The following is a 25,732-nucleotide window of genomic DNA, read 5'->3' on the forward strand; positions in this document are numbered from 1 at the left end:
AAGGACAAAATTATGTCATACTTCGATGAAAATAACCTCCTTAGAGTTAACTGGCGTTGCTCACTCAATTTGATTAAATTCTTCAAATCCCCAATTCGAGGATATTTTGATTCTGAGGCTGAGTATGTTGTAACTTGGTACGATAAAAGGCTTTCATCTGGTAATGGTGAATCTAGGACATTTGTTGACATTAATCTTATCAACCTCTCCAATCCAACTTATCAAACCCCAAATGAACTTCTCCAAAGTTTTATTGTTATTCAAGTTCCTATTAATTATTTACATAAAATTCCCTTTGGTAGTATTTGGGAAGGAGGTAAATCTAAAGAGAAATTCCAATGCGAAGAATTTGAGGTAAAATTCAGTAAAGATAATAATCTATTTTACCTTCCTCTTTGGAAAGAAAACCATCCTTTCGAATGTGATAAATACGTTCACACATCTGATTTAGAGAGATTCAGGAAAGATGGTAATAACCTTTTGGTAATCAAACACGATAATCTATCTTGCATTATCCATCCCTTACATTTCTTTATGGCTCATTACGGATACTCAAGTGAGTTAAAACGTATTTTGTCAGTTTATAATTGGAGCGAGGTAATAAAGCATCTTTGTATTGGGGAAAATCCTACTAGTAATGACGAGAGAGTTATTGTCTTACCTCGCAATTTATCCGATAAAGATGCAGTATTTTTATATCACTTAAAATACGATAATTATTCCAAAGCAGTAATTCAAAGAGTATCTGATCGTATTGTTAGCTCCAAAAATCCTTTTAACTCAAATAATTGCTATCAAATTTCATGCTGGCATACTCAAGAAATTACATTGTCCTTTTACGGTATTCGTTTAGGAAATTCCGTACTTTGCTGTCAGATCACAGGAATCAGCCAGCCACAGGGAGAGCCAATAACCTTGGCTCTGCCACCACTTGTAACTCCAAATAAGAATGCCAAAGAAGTAGAAAACGAAGAACAGCAGTATCGCATAATTAAAAAAGAGCGAGAACATGACCTAGAGCAGTTAGATATAGCACTTAACCCAGTCAATAATCTTGTTACAGTAGATGTGATTGAAAAACTAAAACTACTCGGCGAAGCTCGTGAAATAAATAAAATTCGAACAAGCCAAGAAGCCTCTCATACTAGTAATACAAAATTTCTGAATTATGATGATCCAACAGATTTTAGCGTAGGCGACAGAATAGGAAAGACTGGTCTCACAGGAATTGCAAATTGCCTTTATGAAATTGAATACGATAGCAAAGATAGGAACTCTCGCCTTGATACGGTTTGGGAACATGCAACTCGTTTACGTGCAGAAATGGGAGCAAGTGTATTTTGGTGGACTCCAAAATTAGGCTTTAGAGAAGAGCATAAATTTAAGCTTATTTCTCTAATAGATGTCTGCAATAGTGCGAAGAAAAGCTATCCAGAGTCAACCTTAATCTTACGTATTGATGTTCGGGGAAAAACATTCTTTACCTTTAGTTTTCCTGAAAGAAATAATAATACCAGTTTTAGCAGTATAGTCTATGAACCTGCCAATATTTTAGAATTTTTATCCTTTGATGTAGAGGATGGAGTTTTCAACTTTCTCAAGCTACTTATTGAAGTTATTTCATTGCAAAGCATAAGTAGCGACTACGTTGATTATAAGAATGGGAGAATGGCAACTTTTAAACATAGGATAGCGAGGAATAATGATAATAACTGGGTTTGGAACGGAATAAAAAAACTACTCTAAAATTTAGGAAGTCAAAATGAATAAAATTATTACGCTATTAACATTAACTCTTTCTGGGTTTGGCTACTCCAATTACGGTAATCAATATAATAGTTCCCAATATGGGAGTACAAGCATACATCAAGACCCTCGTTATATGTATAACTACCGACTCGGTAATTCTGGGCCTTATACCTACAATTATGATGTAGAAGATATAAATGGTTCAGGTGCTTATGGAGACTGTACGATGACGGGAAAATATGGCGATTGCACAATCATCAATGAATATGGCGACGAGGTGTACGCTGATGCTGAATGGATTCGTAATGGAGTGATGATTGTAACTGATGAAGATGGCAATGAATATGAAATGGAAGCTCAATAATATAACAATGATTATGAATAATCTAACTGGTAAGGATTATAGATTACAACAACTATTTGAAAATAAACATGAATTTGGCGTACCTTGCCACGAATTTATTTTACCCTTTGATGAGACCTTTAGAAAGAGTTCATATCATATATTTAAATGTTTTATTGAAAACCCTCTAAATAACAATGCTATTTCCCTTTTGTTGAAAGGAAAGGAAGGTTGTCGTCGCGCAGAAGTATTGAATATTTTAGGGTTTAAAAAATGGATTATTGTATCAGACTACGTTTTTGATAAAAATAAGCCACAAGATGTAATTACATTTTCAATAATGCCACACGTTAAAGACTTTAATGAACTTAAAAACAAAATTAACACTTTACAAAAGAAAGATATTAAGCATTCTGATTCAATAAACCCTGAATTCATAAAATTTTTTCAGGAATTTCCAATTTTCAACATATCCATATCAATAAACAAGAAATTTAAATTATTTACCGACGAGAAGCTTTTCTCAAACCAACAAATATCAGGATATATAAAACAAATAGAACATTGGATTGAGAATGAGAAAAACATTGAAAAATATATTAAACAAAAAGATTTGCTAATCAAATTATTAGAAAAATTAAATAGGAAAGAGCCTAGCTTTAAAGAAATAAGAAGAATATTCTTTATTGGTGCGATTACTACTTATTTAATGTACCTAATTACTAGCTTTATACCAAAATTAGAAGTTATAGGTTGGTTTTCGGATAGAGATACTATCATTTATTACAAAGAGAAAGAATTAGGTGGATATTTGATATTTCAATATATTCAAGATTTATACCATGTTTTTTGTGAATCAAAAAATCTAAAACAATCAAATATAGCTTTTGGATTACCAGAGGAGCAGGGTGAAATGTGGTTTGATGAATTAGTTAGACTACCTGATTTCATTGCAGGAACGCTAGCTGATTATAATAAAGAAGAAAATGAATTTTCTCATGATAAATTCATTCCTTTATTTGAAAAAGTATTTACAAATGAAAATAAAAATTTAATATTTAATGTTTTTATTGGAAATAACAATAACAGCTTTGAAATGAGAGTAACTAGAGCAACTTTCGACAAAATATAACTATGATAGTGAAACATTATGCTAAATAAACTGAATAAAATAAAGCAACGAGAAACATCAGGTAGTGATACATTTAAAAACTATGACTATCAGTATCACTGGGCTATCTATACTCTTTTAGAAAATTCTAGAAAAAATGATGATATTGCTGTATTAGTTGAGTTTCATGAAGATGTCATTTTAGTAGAAAACATATCTTCAGAAAATAATCAATTAAATTTCTTTCAAATTAAAGCAAATGATAAACATTTAACTCTAAGTGATATAATTAAAAGAGAAAACGGAAACAAGTCTATTTTAGATAAATTAACACTAGGAAAAGAATATTTAGAAATATTAGATAATATAAAATCTATTAAACTAGTATCTGCGAATGGTTTTTCCCCCAAGTTTTGTACTGATGAATCCAACTTTTACCAGTTATGCGATAAAGATAAGAAAAAAATAGAAGATAACTTGTTGCTTGAGATAGATAAATACTCTTTTTTAAGTAAACTTTATTTTTCCAAATCAAAACTACCAAAAACAAAATTTATCCAAACTGTAAAAGGAATATTATCAGAAATTATTCAGGAAATACACCCTGATAAAAGAACAAATGTAAATGCTATTTATCTTGTTCTAAAAGATGATTTACACGATAAAGGAAAAAAAAGATTAACTGATAAAGATGACCCTCTACAAGAAAAGGGAATAACCTTTTTTACTGTAAAAGAGGTGATTAAACGTTATACAGATATAGAAGATGATGATCTAACATCGGCATTAAATATACTTAATGAAACATCTTACACTATAATCGAAAAACAGAAGATAAAGACAGAGTTATTAAAATATAGTACACATCATCTAAACTCAGGAAGTATTCAAGCACAAATAAAATTAGATATATTAAGCTCTAACATACTTGATGATTTGATGTGTAGTGATGACAAACAACTTACTAAAATAATTGATAATTTCTGTTCAAACTTAAACTCAAAGTATGGTACTATAAGTACTGATCAAATGATCAAGTCAGGAGTGTTGTATGAGCTATCAAGATACATTAGAGAAACAGCGTAAATTATCGTCATATATGAAATTGATTCGTAATTTAAGAACTAGACCAATTAAAAATGAAAAGATTAATAATCAAGCAATTAGCAATCTTATCCAAAGATAAAGATGCGGGAAACCTGTTTACTTTTAGTGATGGAGTGAATTTTATTCTATCTGATAAGAACTCAGCAGGGAAAACCACACTATTGAGTTTAATGTATAGTGCACTAGGTTGTGTAGTAAAATTTAAAGATGAATGGATAAATTCATTTATTAGATTAGATATATCTATTGAAGAGGATTCTTACTCTCTTTACAAAACTCCAAATGGAATATATTACATATACGATAAAAATTCTCTAACAAAATATGAAGAAGAATCTGATTATCATAAAAGGCTGGCTGAAATTTTAGGATATAAAATATATCTCAAAACTCATTCAGGCACACTTAAACTTGCCAGACCAGCTCACTTCTTCTTAACCAGCTATATTTCTCAAGCTAAAGGGTGGGATTCTTTTTTTCCAAATTCCTTTGAAAAACTAGGTGAATTTAAAAGGTTTCAAACTGATTTAGTAGAGCAATTCTGTAAAGTGAAAAGTGATAAAGAATTAGAGAATGAAGAAGAATTACAAAAAATAAAAGATAGTTTAGAACAGAAAAACAACGAAAAACAAGTTTTGAGTTTAACTAAAGAAAATCTTGAGCTAGAAGCTAATTCCAATATTAATAAGCTAAAGGAAACCGCTGAAGGCTATGAGAAGAACTTAAATCTATTACAAGAACAGTTATCCAATTTAGTTGTTGAACGGCAATTCTTACTTAATGAAATCAACTTCGTTGCTCCAACAGTCAAAGAGCTTGATGAAGATTATCAAGAAGCACGTGGATATGGAGCTAAAATAGAATGTCCTTATTGCGGTACTATTCACTCTAATACAATTACAGAAAAATCAGAGTTATTTTTTATAAAAACAAAATTGGAAGATGAATTAACCAATAATCAATCTCGAATAAAAGAAATTGATATAAAAATATCAGAAACTGAAAGAAAAATAATGGAACTATCAGAACTGATATATGATATAGATCCTATTATTACAGATAATACGAAACAATTAATAAATGCAATAACAGCAAATGGAATATCTGAAATATTAGACAATATTGAAAACAAAATCATCCAATTTGGAGAACAAAAAAAACACATAAATAAAATAAAGAGAAAGAATAGAAAAGAATATCGAGAGCATGAAGAATCTGTTAATAATTTTTTTGTTACAAAATTAAAATATTATGCTGATAGATTATCCATTATATTTAATGATTATGATGAAATCAAAAAAGTGACTAACTACCACAAAATTCTAAATGCTGTTAGAGGTGGTGCTGCCGATAGCAATCGTACTGTTTTAGCATACTATTTAGCTATTTATGCTACTGCAATAAATTTTAATACTAATATTCTTCCTCCGCTAGTGCTTGATACCCCTAATCAGAATGAGCAAGATAAAGAAAATTATAAATCTATAATAAACACCTTAATACAAGAGAAAAACAAACAAATAATTATTTGTTTAATTAGAAGTGAGCATTCCGAAATATTAGCATCTATAAACAAAATCGAGGTTAATAGATTAATGAAAAATGGAGAGTATCATGAGTTTTTTAATGAGCTAGATATATAAAACGCAATTATATCGCAAATGAACAAGTACTAATCACTTAAAATTACTAAAATCCTCGCAATACATTTTCTGATTACGGGGATTTTTTATAGCTCTAAGTTTCCTAATAAACTAGGAATAATTAAAGGGATAGTAAAAATTGATGAAATAAATTTAAAAAAGTGTAGGAGATCAGACTTAATCTTCTACATTTTAATTACCACAATCTATCATCATTAAAGAGAGATTCAAAATTCCTAGATTTTGATATAGGGTAAGTCGCATAAATTGCATCTTTTGATTTATCTGAAGAGAAGTTCATGATGGTTAGGGGTTGGTAAAACTCATAACCTAAAACATAGCCAAGAAAGTAGCCTATAAAAATTGGTTTTCCATTATTTTTATCTATTTTTTTATCATCTATAAAAATTCTAGTATATAAATTTAGGGATTCGCTTATTTCATAATCTAATATTTCTTTATCATTCTTTCCTTTCATAAATGAAATATTATCTTTCACCCATTGCAGATAGCTTTTAGTGTCATGTATTATAGAACCGTTATTTCTTGTAAAAACTGGGTATTTAAAAAGATCCAATTTTTTCAATGAGCTTATGATATCTCTTTGAAAAGTGGTATTATTTAAATGTTTACTATAGTTTTTCTTTGCCTCATTATATATTTTATCAGGTATTTTTGATGACTTTATCTCAATCAAATACACTTTATGTTTTGTACAAAAATTTATAACACGTCCATTTAATTTACCATACTTGTTGGTTGATATATATTCATTTATCTTATCTATTACTTCTTTAATATAAGGATTTCCTTGCCTGAATAACAAACCATCAAATGGAGCGTGCTTTTTAAATTCATCCTGTCTTATTTGATCGTAAGTTATATATTCTAATTTTATATTATTAGATATACTATTTTTATAATCAATTAAGTCTGCAAAAAATTCTTCAATTATTTTCCCTTGTTTGGTGTTTTTACTTATTTCATTTTTATCTCTATTCTTTTCCCATGTATTTTCGGTATGATTGATTATAATGGATTGGTTTAAATCTAATTCATTAAATTTTTCTTTAGGAGAAAAGATAATTATATCTTCATCTAAATAGATGAGTCTAAATCTACTTGTATTAATAATCTCCATATTTACTCCATAGTTTTTACGGTTTTCTCAATAAAACATACTTCATCTGTGTTAAGTTCATATTTTTTATATAACTGTAAGTCAATGTCTGAGATAGATAAACTCCAATCTATATCGGATTTATTAGTAAAATCTTGTAATGGAATCTTAGACCAAGTATTTTTAGACTGATTGTTTTGTGTGGTTTTCATTATGCCTAATAATGCTCTTGCAAATTTAGTTTTTATATATTTTAATAATGAATTAGCCTCAAATTCTGAATCAAATTTTCCTATACTCACAAAAGTTTGATTATGACCTACAAATGGTTCTCCGACCACAGGTAAACTTAGCGTTTCTCCGAACGATCCCGTTCCATTAGCACCTGCTATAAATACTTTCCATTTATCTAAATTTAGATGTTCTGATAGATAATTTCTTTTTGTCCAAAAATAAACCCTTTCACCGTCTAACCGACCATAAATGCGAACATACTCTTCTTGTGATATTGGTTTTTCTTTAAAGAATATTTCAGGGTATCTCTTGAAAACGCTAGATGATACAGCTTTGGCGTGAGAGTCATCAGTTCTTCCTGTTAAATCAGGATTTTCAGAGAAGAGATTATTACTAAATCGATAGCTATCAGGACTAAAAACAATCTCTGAAAGATATGAGCTGCTTTTTTGTCTAATTTTATTGTAGATATTCCGCAATTGTTCAAATGCAATAAAAGTATCTATTTCACCAAAATTTTTATTTTTATCTCTTAATAAAACGACAACCCCTCCCTTAATTTCAGTATTAGGGAAAACTTCGTCGCTTTTAGAATTAAAATATTTAATGCTAAGATGCTTATCTGATAACATTTTTTTATTCCAAGCTTTGGGTGTAGCACCTTGATTTGCTAAAAATCTGGCTGGAGTAATCAAAATATACTTATCAGAACATTTTTCTGCTAGTTCATAGAAACGATGATACATAGGAACAGCTTGATTATTTTCACCTACATTAAGTTCTTGATATGGAGGATTTCCTACTACAACATCAAATTTCATTATCATTTACCTCTAAATAATTCATCACATTTTTTCTCAAACTCATCACTTAACTCCTCTTTTGCGTAAGGTGTAGTATCTAAGTGAACGATATGAGACTGGTTAATATTTTTTGCTTTCTCATCAAAACCGAAAATAAAGTTTCTAGCAATGTTATAAATAATCTCACTAGGTGCGAAACCATATATTTGATTTTCAAGAATATATTTTAATCGCTCGTCTGAATCAGCTATTTTTGCCTCAAGACCAACGTATAAACGTTTCACAATTTCAGTTAAATATAAGCCTGATTTTACATATAGATCTGCAAAAGTCTTATCAGGATCACTAAAAATATCAGGATTTTCCTCTTCCAGTTTATCAAGCATTAGCTTAACTACTTTTTTCGGTGTGAAGATCTGATTTGTTTTTTGAGCAGGAATATAGTCAAAAATATCTTCTTTTTGGCTTTCATCAAAATAGTTTGCTAATTCGCTACGCTTTCTTAAAAACTCTTGGACCGACTCATTAAATACGGTTTCATCGAAGAAGTTATAGGTATCTCTAAGCACTCTAAATTGTTCAAGAGTAATACCCGTTACTTCTTTGAATACTTCATCGTTAAGTGTTTGATCGAATGTAGCTAATGTTGTATCAGCCTCGCCATACGCCATTAAAAACGATGGGATTGTTCGGGAGAAACCACGCAATCTTGCGCGTACGTCATCTTCTACTTGGTTTTTCTTGTTATCTTCAGCTTTTTCTAAAATTGTTTGCGTGGATTGTTTCGCTATCTCTTTTGTTTCAGCTTCAACTGTTGAGAGTAATTCCTCTTTGAAATCATTTTCAATTTGTTGGCACTTTTCTTCAAAAGTAGCTTTGGCTTTCTCAATTTCATCTTGATTTTGAGTTGTTGCAATGACTTTTTCCAACGCTACTTTAGCTTCTGCTTTTTTGATTTCAGTTTGTTTCTGAATATACTCCACTTTTTTGGCAATAGTTTCCGCTGATTTCTGAACAACACGTTCAGCAAATTTAGCTGATACATCGTTGTCTTTTGCCAATTCTTTCATACCTTGAGTCGCTTCTTGCTTGAATCTTTCTGCAATAAGAGTAGATATATCACTTTCAGACGATTTAATAGCTTCTTCTGTTGCTGCTGTAATAGTTTGGTAAACCTTTTCTCCAAAACGAGCATCGGTTTGAGCGATTACAATGTCGCCATCAATAACAACTTCGCCATTATCATCTACCTCAACACCCTGCGTTTCAATTTCTTCATCAGTTTCTCGCGGCATTACTTTTCCTATATCAACAGGGTTAAGCTGTTCTAAAATTTCACGCACTTCTGATGATGCAAAAATACCTGAGATATTTTGGAAGAGTAAATTCGACATAAATCCACGACGAACAACTTCTTGAGCCTTAATTGCTTTAGGAATAGTTAGTACCTGATTTACATCAAGCTCGATCATTTTTCCTTCGTTATCTTCAGCGATAACAGGGAAGAAGTTGAGTAATAATTTGATGTTATCTTTGCGTGTTTCAGATGTGCCGCCACCATTTGCTGTATGGCTAAATAAATTATTGGCAAATTCATCATAAATAATAAGAGTTCGTTCAGGTGCAAAGTCAAATACATACGCGTTTTGCTTTTGATAGACTTCACCATTCTGTTCGTAATTCCATGCATTTTGAGCGCGAAATGCCGCTTGCATATATAAACTTGGAGAACGGCAATTAGTTAGCATTAAAACCGCTGTCCATTCAGGGATCGTAATCCCCGTTGTTAATTGTCCGACTGAAAGTGTAATAGTTTTATCGTTTTCTTTAATAGCTTGTTTAACACGCTCAAATGCTTTTTGATTTACAATCTGATCGTCTGTTTGCCCATCACCTGCGGCGAGTACAATTTTATAATTTTCAAAAACAGGGTGAGCTTCAAGCAATTTCTGTAATGCTTTTGCACTTGCTACACGATTAAGCAACCAAAATGTATGTTTTAATTCGTTACGCAGTTCTTTAGTCGAAAAAGGATATTTCTCATTTCTCGTTAAAGAATCCAGCCATTTTTTAACATCTTCCTCATGAAGGAATTTGCCATTTTCATTAGTCTCAAAAAACTCATTTAAATCGAAAGCATAATCAATATTTTGACCGTCAATTTTAGCCCCTTTGTTTACCTCATTAGTAATCATTTGACTAATTTGATAAGAGAATAAATTTAGGCGAGGTAGATTTTCATAAGGGTTATTTTGTTCGACATTACTCCAATTTTCTTTTGCCGCTTGTTCATCAGCGTAACTCCAGTTAAAAATCTCATCTTCGTTAAATTTACCTGATGCCACAGCTTTAAACGGTGTTCCCGAAAGATGTAACGTAAAGTTGCGATTAATATTATCGAACGCAATATCGGTCTTAATGGTATCAACGCCTTCATGAGCTTCATCAATAACCAATAAATCCCAATTAAGCTCTTTCACCCACGATAATTTGTTGTAGCTACCACCAAAAGAAATTCCGCCTTTTAAATCTTGTAATGAAATAAAAGCGATCATTCTTCGTTTACCAGTAGTATGTTGTTGCTCCAAAAACTCTTCTCGTGTAAGAATAGGACGATTTTTAAGGGAATCGCTGGTTGAAACAAAAGCAAAATCCGTTTGCCATGCAATGAATTTAGCAAAATCATCAAACCATGAGTTCGCAATAGCAGGGCGATTTGTAACAATGAGAACCTTTGATACATCCAACTTTCGCACTAAGTCGTAAGTAGTTAGCGTTTTACCAAAGCGAGGTTTGGCATTCCATAAGAACTCACTGTTAGGATTGTTCTGTATATATTCTAAAGTCTTATTGACAGCATTCTGCTGTTCTTCTCTTAACTGATAGTCAAGCTGTTCCTGACTTTGAACGAGTTGCTTACTGATAAAGTCATCAAAGTGCTGAAGAGAAAGGTTAGGTGTTCCGTTGTAGTAAAACCATTCTGTATTTGGACGCTGGGTAACTTTTTTGAAGTTTCGGAGATAGGTATGGAACTGTTTATCCTTAAACCACTCGTCTGAGTCTTTAAATTTTGCTGGGGCAGACCATAACTTGTTATATTTAAGGTTAATGGCTGCTGTTTTGGTTTGCTCAAGAATACGCTCATCCACATTCTGTCGTTCGGTATAACCAATTTTTAGCCATCCGTCATTATCAGAAATATCAGGGAGTGAATAAGCGTAGATTTGAGGATAGATGAATTTTGTAGTTTTGATTTCAGTGTTATTCATTATGTACTTATCTCTTTATCAAAAAACTCCATCTTTTTGGTGTGCCAATTCATTATTTTCACACGTTTTCCATTTGTGCGAGCTATAGCTTGTGATGGAGTTTTATCACCAAAAAGATCTGGTTGCAATTCTGATGCAACCGTTTCCGTATCAGATAAAGGAATAATATACTTAATACCATCCATTTGAAATATATTGTAGCTTATAATTTCAGCAATATATTTAAATTTGTCAAAAGATGGTTCTTCTTGCCATTTTTCAAGATAATAATCACGGTAAGTATAAAGCAAATTTTCGCGAGCTAAGAGAAGAGAATCACCGTTCCACTCAAAACCATAAGATGCTTGATAAGCAAGAACAGCAAGGGTGTGCCATTCAGATTTATCATTCACCTCAGATGAAATTCGCTTTAATTTTCGATCTATGAAGCCTTCTCGTTCATTAATAGGTAAGATTTTCCCTGTTCCCATATCATAGCGAGTAGCCATGTAAGGTGCTTCACCACAAGTGATCTCTAACCATGTTCGAGATATGTACGTTTTTAGATCATCATTTAAATAATCTTGTTCTGCGGCATCATTTTGTTTTTTGACAATCCATGTTGGGGTAAATACCTCAGCTTTAGATCTAGTTCTTTCTTTTTGAATTTCTTGTGATTTTAAGGCTCTTGGCATAATAAGACACTCCATCTTACCCGTAATAAGAGCAGGCTTAATTTGAGCTGTTGGAGCGTAATATCTAGCACTATGTTTAGTATAGTTATTATTAGCCCAAATAATATTTTTGGTCGTTTTCTTAGTTGATTTGGTTCTATCAATCAGCAACAATTCAAGAATTTCAGGCATTTTTTCGCGAATGAAGTTTTCTGAAATATCTGCTGATGTTTCGTTATTTAAGCTAATAATTTTATCTAACATAATTAATTTTTATATCCGAAAAGTTCTCTATCTATACGAAAAGCTTCACGCCATTCACGCAGATAATGTTTCTCAAATTGATTACCTTTAATGATTGCAAGTCGGCGATCAAACCGTCTTAAAATATGTGGAATCGTTGCAAAGGCAATCATTTCATCATCTTTTTGCTCTTGTTCAAGCCATAGCTTAAATTGTTGTTTAAGAGACAAGGTAGATTCGCTGTTTGTACTGTTCATATAAGCTCCAGTTAGTTTGATGGTTAATAACTGGGTGCTACTTTAACCGCTGAGCGGTTTCTGTCGAGAAATGAGTTTCAATTTTTCGAGCGAGATCGCAAAAATAGAATTTTTTCTCGTCAAAACTGCGGTTTTATACGCAGATAGATGTCTTGTGGAAGGAAATAATCCTTCATGTTGTCACGGTAATAAGCTACACCATCTATCAGTACAATGACATCAAATTTTGTTTTTTTGATTTCGATACCGTGCAAACTATATAACACAACTGAAAGCAGATCCATCTGTTCAGCAGTAGTTAATTCTGTTTGCTTGTAGAGTTCAACTAAACGTTGCGAATAACGCTTTTTAAGCCGTTTAGCTTTCATCTGTTGAATAAGTTTGCGGTCAATATCTAACTTGCAGTGATATACCGATTTCAGGTGGTTGATAAAACCTGTAATTGCCGCAATTTGACCTGTTTTCTCGCTCAAGTAATGGTTTAACTGTTCCTGTGTAGGATAGTCTGTAACCGCTTGAGAACTGATTAAGTCGATAGCTGGTTGTAAAGCTAACCGAACAGATTTTAGTGAAGTTTTACCATCATCATATCGTCTTTGTAAAAGTTTATAGTAACTTGCTATACAAGGTACAGATTCTTTAAGTTTATTAAAAAGGGATTGTATGCGTTGCATTTCAGCTAAGTCGTCTTTTAAAGCTTCATCTACAACTACTTGATTCGTATCAAGTAACCAGCGTAATACAGTTAAATTTGCACGCAAGCCGTTTGGCTTGAAGTGCGTAACCAACTCCGCATAATCAGGAATTTTCTGCCAAATATCATCGCAATCAATGAAGAAACGCATAAAATCCGAGCCTTTATGCAAAACAACGCTGATACCACATTTTTGCATATACCAAAAGATGAATTTCTTGTAGGCAGTTTTTACTGCCTTATTGCGAAAGATATGCACATTTAGGCGAATCATATTGAATAATAAAGTTCGTCTCGCACAATCAGGACAAATATTACCATAACCTGAAGCCATTTCCGCTTTGCACTTAGGGCAAGTTGAAAGTAACTGTTCATCACATTTTTTGCATAACTGCTTTTCTTGATTATGAATTTTGCGATAACGGCTACAATTCTTACACGTTGCAAAGGTGTATCGTCGATAGCAAGAAAGGCATATGGATTCTTTTGTGATTGGTGAACGATATCTATCTCGGGTCATATTGCCACATTCTGAACACATTTGTTCTTCACGGAAATAACGAACACATGATGAACATACGGCTCCGTAATTCGTTACTATTCCTACATTAAATGTACCAGCTTCTTTCCCACAACGAACACAATCCGTCAAACGTTCGCACTCAAGGCAAAATTCGCCATCACGATGAATACGCTTTAATTGACCACATGACTTACAGGTTTTCTTTTTAAACCATTGAGCGTAACAATTCGCACAATAGTATTCCTCTCGGAATTTGCGTGTAACTGGTGTTTTTCCACAAATAGAACAACTATTTTGCGAACGAATTTGGGTTATCTTCATACTGCAATTTGTAATTGTCGTTTTAGTCGTTCCCATTGACGGCTTAAACTTAAAACAGAATCGGTCTTAGGTTTATTAATTATCGTCTTACGGCTTGTTGTTTTTCCTTCAATGGCGTATTTAAAGAGGTTATCAAGCTCCGTAGGATAACGTTCAAAAGCGAACGCTTTTTGGGTAATACCGCTTTGTTTAATAGCTTGAATAAAATCCTTACTTGATAATTTCAGGATTTTTCCCGCATTTACCAGTAAATTCTTACGTTCTTCAACAGGAAGTTGCTCAAACGCAAGGGCTGTTCTGGTTTGACATATTTCTACTTGCGAAATACCACATTGTTCTACAAATCTTGAAAAAGAATGAGTAGATTTTGCAATCGCAGCACGTCGAGTAAAATTGATAAAGTAGCGTAATATAGCAAAGTACACTTGCGAATCTACACATTTCCCGAAACATTCACCTGAATTAGTTGTAAACACGTTATCAAGCATTTCCATCGTTGCAATTTCTACTTCATTAAGCGGTGTAGTAATGACCTGTAATTTCTCACCGCATTGATGACAGTAGTTTAGCTGTCGCTTCTCTGCTGAAAGCAAATGCGGTTGATACAGTCCGCCACAACAAGAGCATTTAGATTCAAATAGAACCTTATGTTTCAAACAACCAAAGTGCCATGCAAAACGCCATTCATTACGCAAATAAGGAGTTTCTTCTAAGCAGCAAGGACAATAAGATTGACCGACACGAAATGAACGATTACGTGAACCTCTTGAAAGCACCCACTTAGCTTGACCTTTAATGAGAGTATTTTTGCCGTTAATCGGTCTCAATACGGAATAAAGCGAATGATTCACTAAGTTTACCTGCTGATTAAGCGATAATTCGGTAATATCAGCATAAATATGCTGTGCAATTGGTTCAAACCCTCTATCTAAATCATACGTCCATAATCGCCATTTATTCCAATAAAACCCTGTAAACGTAATCGGCTCTGTACCACAATCTAGGGCAGCACGAATAAGCCATGAACTAATACTTTCATTCGAGTAGAGTGGTGTTCTGATAACACCTGATTTTATCCGATAATTTTTCGGAAGCCCTGCGTTGGTTGTACCCATGAATTTTTCTCGATAATGTCTAACGTAATTTGCTCAGTACCTGATGTAATTGCTTCTACTGCACACGCAGTCAATAAACGATGTACATTCCCTAGATTTCCACCTGAAATCGTATGAATTTTAGTAGCGAGTTCAGGTGATTGTAGGTTAGAGCATTTCTTCAATGGCAAAACACCCTGAAATTGGAAAAGTAACTTTTGAAAGTCCTTATCCAGCTTCCACGTTGGCAATTCAGCAACATCAAAACGACTGGCATGTTGTGGATCTGTATGTAATACCCGAATAGCATCACGAGTACCAACACCGATAATTGGAATTTGTAGTTCGTTACAAAGCATCTTAATTGCGTTCATCACCTGTCGTTGTAAGCGTGGTGTACCAACCAACAGAGAATGAAACTCGTCAATGATCAACATTTTTACCTTATACTCTCGGAATAAATGTACCGTTTGATAACGCAGCTTTGCTACACTATCTGTCGATTTATATGGCACATAGAACCGTTCCAATAGCGAGATATACAATTCTTTTTCATTTGCACTTGGAGGGGATTCTGCCAGAATGACTGGTCGCACTCCCTCTGATTGACTATTAACAAAAGATTGCCCGTATAAGCTATAAAAATGGCGAATCAACGTGGTTTTACCATTATTAGAATCACCCACAACTAATAAATTAAACATTCGTGGACGCTTCGGTTTATTCATTAGCGAAACCAAGTTTTCAATAATTTGATTGGCAACAGGGTAGCCAATCCAACGTGGTTCATCTAAAAACTCAATTCGTTCTTGATTACTAGCATTAACAAGATGACGGAACTTTTCATGAATGTATTCATATTGCTTGCTCATTATTCAATCTCCCCAAAAGTAAATTCGCTGTCTGAAAGTAAATGAGATGTAGGTACTTTCACTGTTTCTATTGCATTGCTGTCTGGTATAGCCGTTGGGATTACCACCTCACTTTTAGCATGAACTTTTTGTCTTTGGGCTTGCCTACGTGCCTTCTTCGTTAGTTGAGCTGACCTTTCTACTCTCTCACGCATTTCAGTCAAAGCATCGTGGATCTGCTGCGAATGAATCAACTTCTCGTCTTTATTTTTTAGGAATTGACGAACTTGCTTGTATTCCCAAATACTCATATCAGGTAAAGACTGATCTGCAAACGGGATAGGAAAATAGCGTTTTAGCTTTGGATCGTAGAACCAAATACGCCCAATATTTCTAGGATCGTAACGGAATAAGAACTCTTTGCTTTTACCTTTTTCATCCGAATCATTGATATGCATATTCAATGCAACATCGTAGTAACGTAACCCATCAATAGTTACACCATTATGTTGAATAGTCCGTTTTTTACTTGGGAGAAAATCCAGCAATAAAGTCTGCTCATCTTTAGGTAATTGAGGATAGCCACAACCGACATGATCTTTATCTCCAAAAATACCTAACCGCCATTTTTGGACTGGAGACACCCCCAAAGCAGAGTGAGTACGCTTATGATAAACATTGACAATATAGTTAAGTAACCACGCTTCAAATTCATCTAATGTCATAACCGCTTCTGATTCTGAATTGTAATTGTCTTTCTGTTTAATATTCGAGAATGTTGTGCCACTTAAGCCATGAACTTCCTTCATAAACGTACCAATTACACGTTCGATATGTCCGCCAAATTCTGGTCGGCCAACAGGCCTAAACTCCAAGGCAATATTATGGGCTTCACAGGATTTTGAAAGATCAAGTGAACGGAAGTCTGCTCCATTATCAACATGGATCTTGTTTGGGTAGCCAAAGACATTCCATTCGCCTTTTACATTGTGATCTAGTAGCAACCTCTCTTTTGGCAAAATACTACGAGCAATACACATTGCTACAGATGTAACCGAAGGTTCATCCAATGACAGGTAATATCCCGTAATCATTCGGCTGTATATATCCATTGCTAAAGTTAAATATGGTCGCCCAATCGGTTTGCGATATTTATTATCTACAATGATTAAATCAACAGGTGTATGGTCAATTTGAATAACACTCAGCGGAAAATCAACATTTGGAAAATGGTTTGGCTTAGGTGTAAATTTATTTTTCGCTTTTTCTTTTTGTCCACGTTTACGTAATCGTTCTTCTTCCGAAATGCTTAAAATTCGTTTGCGAATTGTACGGCGAGACGGGCTTTCAATCCCTTTTAAATTTGCAACACGTTGCACTTCTCGGATAGTTTGCTCAATAGATGGGCGTTGTTTATGCAGATAAAAATCATTAATTACCTGATTAACCAATTCATTTTGCTCTTTATTTAAGCGAGAATTACCCTCAGACCAACCTCGTTTGCGATCTACTAATCCTGCAACAGAACCAATCGAATTATATGCTTGAATCCAACGATATAATGTACGTTTGCTAACACCTATTTTCTCTGCATGAGCTTCAACCGAAGTAGGGTCATATTGTTCTTCATTAAGTAAAGGTTTTATCGCTTCATATTTTTTAAGTGCCTTATTCCAGTATTCATCTCCAATTTCACTTAAATCAATAGAAAGATCTTCCCGTTCATTAACCACTACATTATCAAGCTGATGAATACTTGCTATTTTGCTCTGTTGAGTGTGAATGTTTCGGATCAGGACTTGTGAATCTTCATCAAGGTACTCAATTAATTGATATTGCTCGCCATCTTCTCGATTTATATAAAGAAAGCCTGTTTGTAAGCGAATACGGCCTCGCTGTAATCCTCTTTCAACTGAAAAACCTTTATTCATTGTTATAGCTCCATACTTGAGTAAATTCTGAGAGAGGTTCAAACCAATTACAGGTTAATTGTTTTGTTGCTAACAAGTGATAGATAACTTGCAATCCTTTCGCCCTATAGAGTGAACCAGAAAAGAAACGAGTAAGCAGGTAATCAATTGTGGTTATCTCCATTAAGCGAACCTGACTTAATATTGCTTCAACATCTTCTTTTTCTACAAGTAAACGTTTATACCGTTGCACAGCATTGATATTGAATAATGCAAGATGACGGATTTTGTCCTCATCATAAATATGGAACACACAGTCATTTTGCTTGCAAAATTTCATCGCAGCTTTCCATTTCTGTTTCCATTCATGCCAATGAGCTTGCCATTTAGCTTTAGGCTTTACTTCAATTAGCATGCTTTTTCGGTCATCATTAAACCTGACAAAGAAATCGGGTGTGTAAGGATAAGTTATTCCATTTTTAGTAAAAGAGAGTCGAATAGGTTGTGGAATAATATCTTCTGCTATTGGAAGATATGTGAAGTACATTAAGAAATCACGTTCCAAAGTGGACTCATAAGGAATGCTTACACCATCCTTAAAAGGTAAGTGGCCTGAGACACTCATTCGGGTTGGTTTGATTTTTCTAACCTGCTGAAAGTGATAATTTTTACTCATAATAATTTGACACCTATTTATATCTTTTAAAATAAATTGACAGCTATTTGTATCTTTTGTGCCATCTATTTGTATCTTTTAATGGCAAAAAATAGGGCAAAGCCTTATTCTTTCGTTTCAATGTTGAAACATTATGACATTTATTTGTATCTTTGACAGTGGCACGATTCCGAAACCGGGCGAAATTTCGCTTGCCCATAACGGCGTGCTATTTCTGGACGAATTACCCGAGTTCGAGCGCAAGGTGTTGGACGCACTTCGCCAGCCCTTGGAAAGCGGCGAAATCGCGATTTCACGCGCCAACGCGAAAATTAGTTTTCCGGCGAAATTTCAATTAGTGGCGGCAATGAATCCCAGCCCGACGGGGCATTATTCGGGAATGCACAACCGTACTTCGCCGCAGCAAGTTATGCGCTATTTGAATCGCTTATCCGGCCCGTTTTTGGATCGATTCGATTTGTCTATCGAAGTGCCTTTGTTGCCGCAAGGCAGTTTACAGCAAAGCGGCGAACGCGGCGAAACCAGCGAACAAGTGCGGTCGAAAATTTTAAAGGTTCGTGAAATTCAGTTAAGTCGGGCTGGAAAAATCAACGCCCATTTAAACGCCAAAGAAATCGAGCGGGATTGCCGCATTTCCGCCGAAGATGCGGTTTTCTTGGAAAATGCCTTAACCAAACTCGGCTTGTCAGTTCGGGCGTATCATCGCATTTTAAAAGTGTCCCGCACCATTGCCGATTTAAATAATGACAGCGCGATTAACCGGCAACATTTGGCGGAAGCCTTGGGGTATCGAGCGATGGATCGTCTATTGCGCAAATTGTCGTCACAAGTGTAATTGTCATTATTACGGCACACCGCGAAGCAAGGGCACGTCCTCGAAAGGCGCGACGGAAGTGGGCGCCGGTTTATCGTTAAACAGCATAATGAACGGTTTCGGCGGGATGACTTTTTCTTTACGCCATAGGCTGCCCATTCCGACTAATTGAATATCTTGCGGCAGATTTTTTAAACCGGCTTGCAATACGGCGACGGTATTTTTACGCGGATGACCGATCACAATCGCCGTGCCGTGTTTACGAGCGTATTGCAGTGAAAGTTGAAATTGGCGCTGAACATCGGCGAATTCATCGCTATCGTCGAGAAAAATATGGCGATCCAGCGAGTTGACGCCTTGTTGCTTAGCGATTTTGCCGGCAACGGAACGCCCGATGGTACGACTGTCTAAAAAGAACAAATGTTGTTCGCGCAAAACGTTCATTAACTTGAGCATTAAATCGCTGTCGGCGGTGGCGGCGCTGCCCATATGATTATTCATCCCGATGGCGTGCGATACAATGGCTTTGGAATTTTTGACCCGTTGCGCCACTTCTTCTTGGCTCATTCCTAAGCGAATGCCGCCTTCTTCGATTTTCTGTTGGCTTAAGGGTTGCATCGGTAAATGAATTAAAATATCACGATTTTGTTGTTTCGCCTGCTGGTTGCGCTGTTTGGCGTAAGGCGCGGAAGGAATAATCGCCACGGAAATTTCTTTCGGTATTGCCAAAATCGCAGCGTCTTCTTTCGGGTGATAGCCGATATCATCAATCACAATGGCAAGGCGCGCCGGTTGCGCCGCGCTGAAAATCGGGAAAAGTGCGGTGGAAAAAAATAAAATTTTCACCGCACTTTTTAGACGTTGCGCAATCATTTCAGCCAACCTGTCGGATTGACGGCAATCCCTTTGCGGCGAATTTCAAAATACAAACCGGAACGGGATTGCCCGCCGGAAGTTCCTACTTCGGCGATTTTTTGTCCCGCTTTCACTTGCTGACCTTCGCGCACGCTGACGGATTGATTATAGCCGTAAAGACTGAGATCGCTTTCACCGTGTTTGATGATGACCATTAAACCGTAACCTTGCAACCAGCCGGCAAGAATCACCCGCCCGTCGGCAATGGCTTTCACCGCCGAACCGCCGCTTGCGCCGATGACGATGCCTTTCCATTTTAACTCACCCATTTGCACCGAACCGTAGCTGTTTAAAATCTTTCCGGCGACCGGATAAGCATATTGTTTTTTCGGCTGACCTAACCCGCTGGTGCCGGCGATTAATTGTTTTTCTTGCGCGGTCGGTGTGTAAGGGCGTTGATTGTCTTTTTCCGCTTGTTGTTTCTTCTGTGCCAAAGCTTCGCGCTCGCGTTTTTCCTGCTCGCGTGCGGCTTGTTCGGCGCGTTGAATTTGTTGACGCAAGGCGTTTTCATTGGCTTTGAGGGTGTCTAATTTATTTTGATCCCGCTGTAAGCTTTGGTTCAGTTGATTCAGCGTCGATTGTCGTTCGCGCTGAACTTTTTGCAAATCCTGTTGTTGTTTTTTTTGCGCATTTAATTGATTTTGATGATCTTTTTGTTGAGATCGAATCAATTCTTTATCTTTGCGCAGCTGATCTTGTGTGGCTTTTAATTCTTCGATTAACACCAAACGTGCTTGATTCATATGATCGTAATAAGCTTTCATTCTCTCCGCTTTTTGTGCGTCTTCGGAAAATAATTTTTCCAGCACCGACGGATTAATGCCCGAACGATACATCGCATCCAACTGTTTCGCCAGCTTGGCTTTTTGTTCTTTTTCTTGTTTTTCCAAGCGTTTGATTTGTTTATCGGTTTCGGCGATCATTTTACGCGTTTCTTTTAAATCCGATTCGGTTTTGCGCAGCTGTCCGAGCACGCCGTTAATTTGCGTTTCTTGATTTTTTAAAGTGGATTGTAATTTATTTTGTTCTTGCTTTTGTTGTGCGATTTTTTGTTCTTGTTGTTTGATTTGTTTTTGAATTTGCGACAAGTCGTTCGCTTGGGCGCAAAAAACCACGCCGCCGGTTAAAAGTGCGGTGATAAAATAAGCGGTTTTGCGCCGATGAAAAGACGCGCCGCGCCGCAAAAAGGCGGCGCAAAAGGCAAATAAATTCCGGTTTTTGTTCAATAACGGCGACATAAATATATCCTAACGTTCCAATTCGTTTATCAATATACCATTATTTTGACTTTGTCTCTAAACCTTAGAGTGTAAAATTCCTGTAAATTCTTGCGGAAGATCAGGAAAGCGCGGGTTTTCGCTTTTAAAAATCGGAAATTTTTGCTATAAAGTGCGGAGTATTTTTTATTAACCATCAGGAGATTTCATATGGAATTAGTATTTATTCGTCACGGTTTCAGTGAGTGGAATGCTAAAAACTTATTTACCGGCTGGCGCGATGTGAATTTAACCGAGCGCGGCGTGGAAGAAGCAAAAGCGGCAGGTAAAAAATTATTGGATGCCGGCTATGAATTCGATATCGCGTTTACCTCCGTGTTAACTCGCGCAATCAAAACCTGTAACATCGTGTTGGAAGAATCTCACCAACTTTGGATTCCGCAAGTAAAAACTTGGCGCTTGAACGAACGTCACTACGGTGCGTTACAAGGTTTAGATAAAAAAGCGACCGCAGAACAATACGGTGACGAGCAAGTTCACATTTGGCGTCGTTCTTACGACATTTCTCCGCCGGATTTAGATCCGCAAGATCCGAATTCCGCACATAACGACCGTCGTTATGCACATTTACCGGCAGATGTCGTACCGGATGCAGAAAACTTAAAAATCACCCTTGAACGTGTTTTACCGTTTTGGGAAGATCAAATTGCACCGGCATTGTTATCCGGCAAACGCGTACTTGTCACTGCGCACGGTAACTCTTTACGCGCATTGGCAAAACACATTATCGGTATTTCTGACGCGGAAATTATGGATTTCGAAATCCCGACCGGTCAACCGTTAGTGTTAAAATTAGACGATAAATTAAATTTTGTTGAAAAATTCTATCTCTAATCCGCCTATTTTTAGCGAAAAAAATCTCCGCACTTTGCGGAGATTTTTGTTATCTGCGATAGGTTATTCGCCCGAATACGTTTCGAACCAACTTTCCAATATCAAACAGGCGGAAATGCCGTCCACTTTGCCTTTCTTTAACGTGCGATAACCGCCGCGTTGGAAAATTTCCGCGCGGGCTTCCGTGGTGGTTAAACGCTCGTCTTGCAATGCCACTTGAATGCCGAAACGCCCGTGTAAGCGATTGGCGAATTTTCGCGCGCGTGCGGTGAGTTCTTGTTCCGAACCGTCCATATTTAACGGCAAGCCGACCACAATAAGATTCGGTTTCCATTCGTTTAAGCATTTTTCGATTTGTGCCCAATCGGGAATACCGTCTTGCGCGCTAAATGCCGGTAGGGCTTGCGCGGTGCCGGTGATACTTTGTCCGACGGCGCAACCGATGCTGCGCGTGCCGAAATCGAATGCCAATACGGTGATCGCCATTAACAATGCCCCGCTTGATAAGTGAAATTATCTATGCCGATGCCTAAGGATAAATTCGCCTCCAGCCAACGATCTTCGCAAGGTACGTCAAACATTAGGCGTTCGCTTGCGGGAATAATCAGCCAATCGTTATTCGCGATTTCTTTTTCCAGCTGTTCCGGCGACCAACTGGCACAACCCAAAGTAACTAAATATTTTTCCGGTTCCTCCGGCGTACCGAAGGTATCCACCACATCCGCCGAGGTGGTTAAATATAAATTATCCGCCACTTTATAGCTGTGCATAAAGGCATTTTTCGTTTGCGTGTGCAAAATAAATCCGCGTTCGAGATTAACCGGCCCGCCCGCTAAGACGACTTGGTCGGGATAATGATGATTATCTTGCATCATATAATTCATTTTGGCGCAAAGTTCGGCAATACTTAAATCCGTCGGTTGGGTGAGCACCAAACCCATTGCGCCTTGTTCGTTGTGTTCGCAAATATAAACCACCGAGCGATAAAAATGATCATCCTCAAGATGCGGCATTGCGATCAGAAAATGATTTTGTAGTTCCATATAACTTTCCTAAATACGATTACGCTAAATCGCCGAAACATACTTGTAATGCGGTAATGGCGGTTAATGCGGCGGTTTCCGTGCGCAAAATCCGCTTGCCCAATAAGACTTCGGTGAAGCCTTGACGGACGGTTTCGGCGATTTCCTGTTCCGACAAACCGCCTTCCGAACCGATTAGCAAACGCACGCCCGCTTGCGGAATGTTCGGCAAGGTGCGAATGGAATAGGCGGCGCGCGGATGTAAATTCAGTTTTAACGCACCGTCCTGTTCTGCACACCAATCTTGTAATTTCATCATCGGGCGAATTTGCGGCACGATATTTCTGCCGCATTGTTCGCAGGCGGCGATGGCGATTTTCTGCCATTGCTGGATTTTTTTCTCCATTCGTTCCGCGTCCAATTTCACGCCGCAGCGTTCCGACCACAAAGGCGTGATGACATTCACGCCCAATTCGACGGATTTTTGTATGGTGAATTCCATTCGTTCGCCGCGCGAAATCACTTGCCCTAAATGAATCGCCAACGGACTTTCGCGATCCGCTTCTTCCGACGACAAAATATCAACCTCAACGGATTTTTTGCCGACTTGACTGATGACTGCGTGATAAATATGGTTGCTGCCGTCGAATAATTCAAGCGCATCGCCCGCTTGCATTCGCAACACGCGACCGACGTGATTCGCCGCATCGTCGCTTAAACGGCAAGTGCGAAGATTGATTAAAGCATCGGGATGATAAATTCGTGGTATTCTCATTATTTTTCCGAGTGATTAGATTTTCCTATATCATAACAGAAATAAAAATGCGGTGAAAAATTTCACCGCACTTTGGCTGATTGATTACGTTATTTAATAACGGTAATTGTCCATTTCGCGTCGTTGATTTGTTCGAAATCGGTGACTTCGTAGCCTTCTTCCGCCGCCCAGTTCGGAATGGCTTCGGTGGCTTGAGTGCAATCGAATTCGATAATCAATCCGTCGCCTTTATTTAATGTTGCCATCGCTTGTTTTGCTTCGACTAACGGGAACGGGCAAACCAAGCCCGCAGTTTCTAATTTTACTAACATTGTTGTTTTCCTTTTTATTTTGTTTGTTGCATTATGCCGTTGTTAGGCGTTGCGGTCTAATAATGGTGAAATAGGCGGCAACCCAAGTGCCGGCAATCATTATCGGCAAAGATAACCAACCTTGCCAAGAGAAAAATGCGGTTTCCACCAAGCCGTTGCCGATTGAACAACCGCCGGCAAGGGTGGCGCCGATGCCCATTAACACACCGCCGACGGCACTGCGTAAGATCGTGGTGACATCCGGTACGCGGAAACGGAATTCATTGCTGGCTTTCGCCGCGATAAAGGATCCGAGGAAAATGCCCAATACCAAAAAGACGCCCCAGTTGATGAATTTATCATCGCCGGTAATCAAATATTGCATAATATTGGCAGACGGACCGGTGATGCCCAAACCGAATTCGCGCCCGGTCGCCACGCTTAACGGCCACGCGGCAAGCGCGATTAAGCCCACCAATACGGCGGTGACGAAAGGATCCCAGCGTTTTTCGAATAAAATATGGCTTAAGCCGGTTTTCTTCGGTTTTAACGCCGCGATTTTCAATTTCGGTTTGCGTAACTGTTTGAAAACATAAAATAAAGTGACCGCACTTAACAGCGCCACCAACCACCAAGGCGAAATGCCGAAACTGCCGTAAATAGTGGAATGTTCGATATTAATATCGCGCAAGGTGCTATTGAACGAACCGAGCGGACCGGTGCGCATCATTGCGCTTAGCAACATATAAGTGAACAACGCCACCCAGCTACCGATTAAACCTTCGCCGGCGCGATACCAAGTGCCGGTGGCGCAACCGCCCGCCAACACAATGCCGATACCGAATAAAAACGCGCCGATTACTACGGCGAAGAACGCCAAATTTTCCGCCGGTTCGACGCTAAGCACGCCGAATTCTTTCAACGCGAAAAAGCCGACGGATTGTACGCTGATGGCGATTAATAAAGCGATAAACATTTTATTGCTTTTGGTGACATAAAGATCGCGAAATGCGCCGGTGATACAAAAGCGTCCGCGCTGCATCACAAAACCGAGCAACAGCCCGCATAAAAGTCCCGTTAAAATCATAAACATATCCTTATGAGAGAAGAAAAAAGGAGTTCATTATTCATAAGAATTCGAGCGTAATCCAATAACTTTTTTTCCGGAAATATGCTTCTTAGTTATTAGGGCTTGTTGAGCTTT

General features: G+C 37.0%; 23 protein-coding genes and 1 pseudogene. 7 read left to right on the forward strand and 17 right to left on the reverse strand.

The window, feature by feature from the left end; translation table 11 throughout:
- Positions 1-12 precede the first annotated feature (12 nt).
- From CVP04_RS09655 to CVP04_RS09675, 5 genes are read left to right on the forward strand one after another with little or no spacing between them, the layout of a single operon-like run.
- Positions 13-1,746 carry a hypothetical protein gene (locus CVP04_RS09655; RefSeq protein ID WP_100297306.1) on the forward strand — a complete coding sequence of 578 codons (1,734 nt, stop codon included), beginning with the start codon at positions 13-15 and terminating at the stop codon, positions 1,744-1,746.
- Between the two features lie 16 nt (positions 1,747-1,762).
- Positions 1,763-2,113, forward strand: a complete 351-nt coding sequence (locus tag CVP04_RS09660; protein WP_100297307.1) for a hypothetical protein — start codon at positions 1,763-1,765, stop codon at positions 2,111-2,113.
- Positions 2,088-3,224 carry a hypothetical protein gene (locus CVP04_RS09665; protein WP_133118485.1) on the forward strand — a complete coding sequence of 379 codons (1,137 nt, stop codon included), beginning with the start codon at positions 2,088-2,090 and terminating at the stop codon, positions 3,222-3,224. The genes CVP04_RS09660 and CVP04_RS09665 overlap by 26 nt, the downstream gene beginning before the upstream one ends.
- Before the next feature lie 18 nt (positions 3,225-3,242).
- Positions 3,243-4,289, forward strand: a complete 1,047-nt coding sequence (locus tag CVP04_RS09670; RefSeq protein WP_100297309.1) for a dsDNA nuclease domain-containing protein — start codon at positions 3,243-3,245, stop codon at positions 4,287-4,289.
- A 53-nt stretch (positions 4,290-4,342) separates the two neighbouring features.
- Entirely contained in the window at positions 4,343-5,953 is a 1,611-nt protein-coding gene (locus tag CVP04_RS09675; RefSeq protein WP_100297310.1) for a coiled-coil domain-containing protein, read from the forward strand.
- Between the two features lie 196 nt (positions 5,954-6,149).
- Here the strand turns inward: CVP04_RS09675 and CVP04_RS09680 are convergent, their stop codons facing one another.
- The 10 genes from CVP04_RS09680 to CVP04_RS09725 all read right to left on the reverse strand — a co-directional run bounded on the left by CVP04_RS09680 (position 6,150) and on the right by CVP04_RS09725 (position 18,601).
- Positions 6,150-7,094: a hypothetical protein gene (locus tag CVP04_RS09680; RefSeq protein ID WP_100297311.1), complete on the reverse strand. Its 945-nt coding sequence runs from the start codon at positions 7,092-7,094 to the stop codon at positions 6,150-6,152.
- Positions 7,095-7,096: 2 nt separating this feature from the next.
- A complete protein-coding gene (locus tag CVP04_RS09685; RefSeq protein ID WP_165772789.1) occupies positions 7,097-8,128 on the reverse strand; it encodes an Eco57I restriction-modification methylase domain-containing protein in 1,032 nt (343 codons plus the stop codon).
- A gap of 2 nt (positions 8,129-8,130) precedes the next feature.
- A complete protein-coding gene (locus tag CVP04_RS09690; RefSeq protein WP_100297313.1) occupies positions 8,131-11,379 on the reverse strand; it encodes a DEAD/DEAH box helicase family protein in 3,249 nt (1,082 codons plus the stop codon).
- The gene (locus CVP04_RS09695) at positions 11,379-12,296 is read right to left on the reverse strand and encodes a restriction endonuclease (RefSeq protein WP_100297314.1); all 918 of its coding nucleotides are present in this window, start codon (positions 12,294-12,296) and stop codon (positions 11,379-11,381) included. Before CVP04_RS09695 ends, CVP04_RS09690 begins: the two co-directional genes overlap by 1 nt.
- A 2-nt stretch (positions 12,297-12,298) precedes the next feature.
- Positions 12,299-12,532: a tRNA delta(2)-isopentenylpyrophosphate transferase gene (locus CVP04_RS09700; RefSeq protein WP_100297315.1), complete on the reverse strand. Its 234-nt coding sequence runs from the start codon at positions 12,530-12,532 to the stop codon at positions 12,299-12,301.
- A 119-nt stretch (positions 12,533-12,651) separates the two neighbouring features.
- The gene (locus CVP04_RS09705) at positions 12,652-14,106 is read right to left on the reverse strand and encodes a hypothetical protein (protein ID WP_100297316.1); all 1,455 of its coding nucleotides are present in this window, start codon (positions 14,104-14,106) and stop codon (positions 12,652-12,654) included.
- Positions 14,067-15,185, reverse strand: coding sequence for a TniQ family protein (locus tag CVP04_RS09710; RefSeq protein WP_100297317.1), 1,119 nt, complete (start codon positions 15,183-15,185; stop codon positions 14,067-14,069). Before CVP04_RS09710 ends, CVP04_RS09705 begins: the two co-directional genes overlap by 40 nt.
- Positions 15,143-16,036 carry a TniB family NTP-binding protein gene (locus CVP04_RS09715; protein WP_100297318.1) on the reverse strand — a complete coding sequence of 298 codons (894 nt, stop codon included), beginning with the start codon at positions 16,034-16,036 and terminating at the stop codon, positions 15,143-15,145. The genes CVP04_RS09710 and CVP04_RS09715 overlap by 43 nt, the downstream gene beginning before the upstream one ends.
- The gene (locus CVP04_RS09720) at positions 16,036-17,946 is read right to left on the reverse strand and encodes a Mu transposase C-terminal domain-containing protein (protein WP_100297319.1); all 1,911 of its coding nucleotides are present in this window, start codon (positions 17,944-17,946) and stop codon (positions 16,036-16,038) included. Before CVP04_RS09720 ends, CVP04_RS09715 begins: the two co-directional genes overlap by 1 nt.
- Complete coding sequence (locus tag CVP04_RS09725; protein ID WP_100297320.1) at positions 17,939-18,601, reverse strand: TnsA endonuclease N-terminal domain-containing protein; 663 nt, start codon at positions 18,599-18,601, stop codon at positions 17,939-17,941. The genes CVP04_RS09720 and CVP04_RS09725 overlap by 8 nt, the downstream gene beginning before the upstream one ends.
- 160 nt (positions 18,602-18,761) lie before the next feature.
- On the opposite strand from CVP04_RS09725, the pseudogene CVP04_RS09730 reads away from it, so the two are divergent.
- A pseudogene (locus CVP04_RS09730) lies at positions 18,762-19,436 on the forward strand (ATP-binding protein); the annotation flags it as partial.
- A gap of 9 nt (positions 19,437-19,445) precedes the next feature.
- Here the strand turns inward: CVP04_RS09730 and CVP04_RS09735 are convergent.
- Together CVP04_RS09735 and envC are read right to left on the reverse strand one after the other, a co-directional pair.
- Positions 19,446-20,288: a divergent polysaccharide deacetylase family protein gene (locus CVP04_RS09735; RefSeq protein ID WP_100297322.1), complete on the reverse strand. Its 843-nt coding sequence runs from the start codon at positions 20,286-20,288 to the stop codon at positions 19,446-19,448.
- Positions 20,285-21,568 carry a murein hydrolase activator EnvC gene (envC, locus tag CVP04_RS09740; protein ID WP_100297323.1) on the reverse strand — a complete coding sequence of 428 codons (1,284 nt, stop codon included), beginning with the start codon at positions 21,566-21,568 and terminating at the stop codon, positions 20,285-20,287. Before envC ends, CVP04_RS09735 begins: the two co-directional genes overlap by 4 nt.
- 189 nt (positions 21,569-21,757) lie before the next feature.
- Here envC and CVP04_RS09745 point away from each other — a divergent pair, with 189 nt between their 5' ends.
- The gene (locus CVP04_RS09745; protein ID WP_100297324.1) at positions 21,758-22,441 is read left to right on the forward strand and encodes a 2,3-diphosphoglycerate-dependent phosphoglycerate mutase; all 684 of its coding nucleotides are present in this window, start codon (positions 21,758-21,760) and stop codon (positions 22,439-22,441) included.
- Positions 22,442-22,504: 63 nt separating this feature from the next.
- Here CVP04_RS09745 and ruvX read toward each other — a convergent pair whose 3' ends face one another.
- The 5 genes from ruvX to CVP04_RS09770 all read right to left on the reverse strand — a co-directional run bounded on the left by ruvX (position 22,505) and on the right by CVP04_RS09770 (position 25,615).
- The gene (gene ruvX / locus CVP04_RS09750; RefSeq protein WP_100297325.1) at positions 22,505-22,927 is read right to left on the reverse strand and encodes a Holliday junction resolvase RuvX; all 423 of its coding nucleotides are present in this window, start codon (positions 22,925-22,927) and stop codon (positions 22,505-22,507) included.
- On the reverse strand, positions 22,927-23,484 hold the full coding sequence (locus tag CVP04_RS09755; protein WP_100297326.1) for a YqgE/AlgH family protein: 558 nt from the start codon (positions 23,482-23,484) through the stop codon (positions 22,927-22,929). Before CVP04_RS09755 ends, ruvX begins: the two co-directional genes overlap by 1 nt.
- Positions 23,485-23,503: 19 nt before the next feature.
- Positions 23,504-24,238, reverse strand: a complete 735-nt coding sequence (gene rsmE, locus CVP04_RS09760) for a 16S rRNA (uracil(1498)-N(3))-methyltransferase (RefSeq protein WP_100297327.1) — start codon at positions 24,236-24,238, stop codon at positions 23,504-23,506.
- A gap of 89 nt (positions 24,239-24,327) precedes the next feature.
- Positions 24,328-24,549: a sulfurtransferase TusA family protein gene (locus CVP04_RS09765; protein ID WP_100297328.1), complete on the reverse strand. Its 222-nt coding sequence runs from the start codon at positions 24,547-24,549 to the stop codon at positions 24,328-24,330.
- Positions 24,550-24,580: 31 nt separating this feature from the next.
- Positions 24,581-25,615, reverse strand: coding sequence for a YeeE/YedE family protein (locus CVP04_RS09770; protein WP_100297329.1), 1,035 nt, complete (start codon positions 25,613-25,615; stop codon positions 24,581-24,583).
- Between the last annotated feature and the right edge of the window lie 117 nt (positions 25,616-25,732).

The sequence above is a fragment of the Caviibacterium pharyngocola genome, from assembly GCF_002795405.1.
GTDB lineage: Bacteria > Pseudomonadota > Gammaproteobacteria > Enterobacterales > Pasteurellaceae > Caviibacterium > Caviibacterium pharyngocola.